The sequence below is a fragment of the Vibrio sp. TRT 17S01 genome (genome assembly GCF_050113695.1).
In the GTDB taxonomy this organism is placed as follows: domain Bacteria; phylum Pseudomonadota; class Gammaproteobacteria; order Enterobacterales; family Vibrionaceae; genus Vibrio.
On the sequence record NZ_JBNJOG010000041.1, the window covers coordinates 1 to 3746 of the forward strand.

The 3746-nt window shown below is 41.1% G+C and carries 7 protein-coding genes; 5 read left to right on the forward strand and 2 right to left on the reverse strand.

Going from position 1 to position 3746, the window contains the following annotated elements; genetic code table 11:
• Positions 1–210: 210 nt before the first annotated feature.
• Both ACQEXS_RS22220 and ACQEXS_RS22225 read right to left on the reverse strand, forming a co-directional pair.
• On the reverse strand, positions 211–489 hold the full coding sequence (locus ACQEXS_RS22220; RefSeq protein ID WP_005398411.1) for a type II toxin-antitoxin system mRNA interferase toxin, RelE/StbE family: 279 nt from the start codon (positions 487–489) through the stop codon (positions 211–213).
• Positions 486–770, reverse strand: coding sequence for a type II toxin-antitoxin system RelB/DinJ family antitoxin (locus tag ACQEXS_RS22225; protein ID WP_005398409.1), 285 nt, complete (start codon positions 768–770; stop codon positions 486–488). The genes ACQEXS_RS22220 and ACQEXS_RS22225 overlap by 4 nt, the downstream gene beginning before the upstream one ends.
• A gap of 198 nt (positions 771–968) precedes the next feature.
• On the opposite strand from ACQEXS_RS22225, the gene ACQEXS_RS22230 reads away from it, so the two are divergent.
• The 5 genes from ACQEXS_RS22230 (at position 969) to ACQEXS_RS22250 (ending at position 3675) form a co-directional block, all read left to right on the forward strand.
• On the forward strand, positions 969–1364 hold the full coding sequence (locus ACQEXS_RS22230; protein ID WP_427015246.1) for a hypothetical protein: 396 nt from the start codon (positions 969–971) through the stop codon (positions 1362–1364).
• A 137-nt stretch (positions 1365–1501) separates the two neighbouring features.
• Positions 1502–1939 (forward strand): NUDIX hydrolase, encoded by a 438-nt coding sequence (locus ACQEXS_RS22235; RefSeq protein WP_140284253.1) that lies wholly within the window; start codon positions 1502–1504, stop codon positions 1937–1939.
• 155 nt (positions 1940–2094) lie between these two features.
• Positions 2095–2574: a hypothetical protein gene (locus ACQEXS_RS22240; RefSeq protein ID WP_427015247.1), complete on the forward strand. Its 480-nt coding sequence runs from the start codon at positions 2095–2097 to the stop codon at positions 2572–2574.
• 147 nt (positions 2575–2721) lie between these two features.
• A complete protein-coding gene (fos, locus tag ACQEXS_RS22245; RefSeq protein ID WP_427015248.1) occupies positions 2722–3120 on the forward strand; it encodes a FosG/FosC2-related fosfomycin resistance glutathione transferase in 399 nt (132 codons plus the stop codon).
• 144 nt (positions 3121–3264) lie between these two features.
• Positions 3265–3675 carry a GNAT family N-acetyltransferase gene (locus tag ACQEXS_RS22250; RefSeq protein ID WP_427015249.1) on the forward strand — a complete coding sequence of 137 codons (411 nt, stop codon included), beginning with the start codon at positions 3265–3267 and terminating at the stop codon, positions 3673–3675.
• Positions 3676–3746: the final 71 nt, after the last annotated feature.

The window sequence follows — 3746 nt, forward strand, 5'->3', positions numbered from 1 at the left end:
AGCTTTAGTTGCAGCTAAAGCCTGGGTCTCACATTACCCGAAACTGGTGAATTGGATAGGGAAATTATCCATACAAGGCGTTTAAGGCGGACTCACAACGCTTTGCGATCTCAGCTCAAGTTGAATTTAGTGTTTAAGGTACAGTGGTTTAGGTGTGGTGGTTAGCGTTGTTCACCACTTAACGCGGCGTTAGTTCCCCAGAGGAAGCAATCAATCCGTAGGGAATTTTTGTTTCTGGTGGAGTACACGCATAACTCTGATGATATCGCCCTCGACCCAATAAGAGACAATCATCGAAATCTCAGGAATAATGAGCAATCGTCCGCGGATGCCATCTCGTTGTACACCCATTAAAGGTTGTTCAAGCAAGTTTTCTACTTTTGCTTCAATGAGGTTATCAGTTTTTTCTGCCGCATCAGGGTTGAAGTCATAGAGAAACTCGAAGATCTTTTCACGATCATTAAGTGACTCTTCTTCCCATAAAATCATTGCTTACCTCGATTACGGATTCTGGCTTTGCGCTCTTCCATTCGAGACTTAGCAGTTTGGTGCTCAACGAAAACAGATTTTCCTGAGTCAAACTTCTCAAATGCTAGGTTTACTTGTTCAGTTAGCCATGCATCGTGAGATAATGTTTTTCTTTGTTGTTCAGCGAGTTGCTCAGTAAGTTCACGGCAAGCATCACTTAGAGTTCGACCTTGGCTCTCAGCCATTTGTTGAGCTAGGCGTTTTGTTTCTTCATCAACACGAAATTGAATTCTAGTGTCCATGATATATTCCTTTGTTGGCGTGTGTACAAATGTTAGCACTAGGCTTTAAGATGGGCAACTAACAAAGCATTTAAGAGTGATTCAGCACGCTTGGCATTTTTAGTTTGGGTTAAGTTCGGTGATTACGGTGGTTAAATTGAGTGTCGTGGTCACGTGCTTCACACCTTAATTGGGCGTTATGTGTAAAAGGAGTTAAAAGTGTCGGATAAGCAAGAATTAGTTGAAGTAAACAACGAAATAGAGCGGATCAACAGCCGCATGGATAATATAGAACGTATTGCCTCAACTGTAGAAGACCTTGCTGGAAAGGGTGTAGAAGCGTTTTGCAAACACCTGGAGCATAAGGAAGAAACTCAACAAAAAGAGCTCGAAATAGAAAGTTTGAAACACAAAAGGGAATTGGAACTTGAAGATACAATGCATAAGCGAGCAGTATTCATAGTCGCCGCAACAGTATTATGTGTTGTCGGGTTAGTTTTTACTGCGATGATTTTAGGGCAAACTGATCTAGTGAAAACTATCTTAACATCTAGTTTTGCTGTCGGCGCAGGGTTTGGCTTAAAGGCTGCTATCACCAAAGGAAAAAACACATAACAATCTGTTTAAGAGTGATTCGCAACGCATGGCATTTTTACTATGCGTTGCGTTTAGTGTTTAAGGTGTTATGCGGTGGCTTAGGTATTGCGTTGCTCACACCTTAACAGGGCGTTATGCGATTAGAGGGAAAGTCAATGAGAGCACCATTTCAAGTATTAGTATTTCCGTATCAAATACTCAATGAACAACCTCGGTACTTAATCGGAAAACGAAGTGATAATGGTGTATGGCAAGCAGTTTCAGGCGGCGGTGAAGATAGTGAATCCATTATCGAGGCTGCAAAGCGTGAACTTAAAGAAGAAACTGGTTTAATTGGCAGTGAATGGCAGCAATTGGACTCAATGTGTATGCTTCCAAAAGTGTACTATGCTGGTCATGAAAATTGGAATGATCATCAGTTTGTAGTACCTGAATATTCTTTTTCAGTTCGGGTGTCTACTGAGCCTCGGCTATCAAATGAGCATACAAAATTTCGTTGGTGTGGTTTTCAAGAGGCTAGTGAACTTTTGAAATATGACTCAAACAGAATAGCCTTATGGGAGCTTAATCAAAGGCTTAATAGCAATCTTTGAAAAATCGCATAACAAGGCGTTTAAGGCGGATTCACAACGCTTGGCGATTTCAGTTCAAGTTAGCTTAAGTGTTTAAGGTACAATGGTTTAGGTTTGGTGGTTGGCGTTGTTCACCACTTAACGCGGCGTTATAATTTTTAATTAGGAAACACACTTTGAAACGTTCTATTTTGTCCATATTTGGAATCCTGTTAATTACTGGTTGCTCAAGTGCGCCAGTTTCTAAAGATATACCTCAATTGAAAATAACAGAGCCTCTTCAGTTATCAGAAGGGGATATAAAGGTCGGCATAATTCGAAATAAAAATGTTATGGCTTCAGCGATCCACTATTGGCCTGTATACAATCGGAAGGTCATCGGTGGGTTGCTTACAGGTGATTATATTGAATTTAGTTTGCCATCTAAATCTGGAGATGTTGGCGCTTCATGTTACGGAGGGTGGAGTTCATCGTGGAAAACTCGTCTATATCGAATTACAGAAGAATCTCCAGATGAGATATACTTTCTATTATCTCCTTCATTTACGGAGGGAGAGCAATGCTTAGACATGGAGCTCATTGATTCAAGTGAATTTCATGAGAGAGCGGGCTTATCTAAACAAGTACCAGTTGGCAGTATTTCAAGCCGAGAATAAAAATTATAACAAAGCATTTAAGAGTGACTCACAACGCTTGCCGATTTCAGTTTAAACTTGGCTTTAGTGTTTAAGGTGGAGTGGTTTAGGTTAGGTGTTTAGCGTTGTTCGCACCTTAATGCGGCGTTATGTTTACGGGAGAAAACGGTGATTTTAGGGCTCAATCATATAACCATTGCAGTTAGTGACTTAGAGCGCTCTCTTAAGTTTTATCAGGAGACGTTGGGGTTCAATGCTCACGCTAAGTGGGACAATGGGGCTTACTTATCAGTAGGTGAACTCTGGTTTTGCCTTTCTCACGATGAACCTTGCCCCAAAACCGACTATACCCACGTAGCTTTTGATATCGAACCAAAAGAATTTGAAGCGTTTGCGAAGCGTGTAGTTTCATTGGGTGTGGAAGTTTGGAAACAGAATAAGAGTGAAGGACAGTCACTTTATATCTTAGACCCTGATGGTCATAAACTAGAGATACATTCAGGCTCCCTTAAAAGCAGGTTAGAATCCCTAAGAGCTAAGCCGTATAGTGGACTCGTTTGGCTTTAAACATAACAAGCAATTTAAGAGGGATTCACAACGTTTGGCACTTTTGCTTCTACTTCAGTTTTAGTGTTTATGGCACAATGCTTTAGGTGTGGGTGGAGGCGTTGTTCACCCCTTAATTGGGCGTTATGTGATAAGGAGGTCACATTGAATATCGAATACAAAGTTAACCAGCAGATCTCAGCTAACGAGTTTATTGATTTGCTTAAGCGTTCGACGCTGGGAGAGCGTAGACCAATAGAAAATATCGAATGTATCAACGGCATGTTGGACAATAGTAATCTCATAATCACCGCTTGGGATGGCTCTAAACTGGTTGGTATTTCTCGCTCTATTACGGATTTCCATTATTGTTGTTATCTGTCCGACCTAGCGGTTGATGAAGCGTACCAAAGGTTGGGAATAGGCAAGCAGTTACAAGTTCAAGCTCAAATTAAGCCTACATGTAAACTGTTTTTAATCGCCGCACCAGCAGCCAATGACTATTATGGACAAATTGGCTACACCAAAAACGAGCGTTGTTGGGTGCTGGAGCGTGGTAGTGAAATTATCACTTAGTATCAAGTTTGAAGTGCGACACTTAGAGTAGCTGCTCATAAATATACTCCGTTGGTGTCTTGTAACCAAGC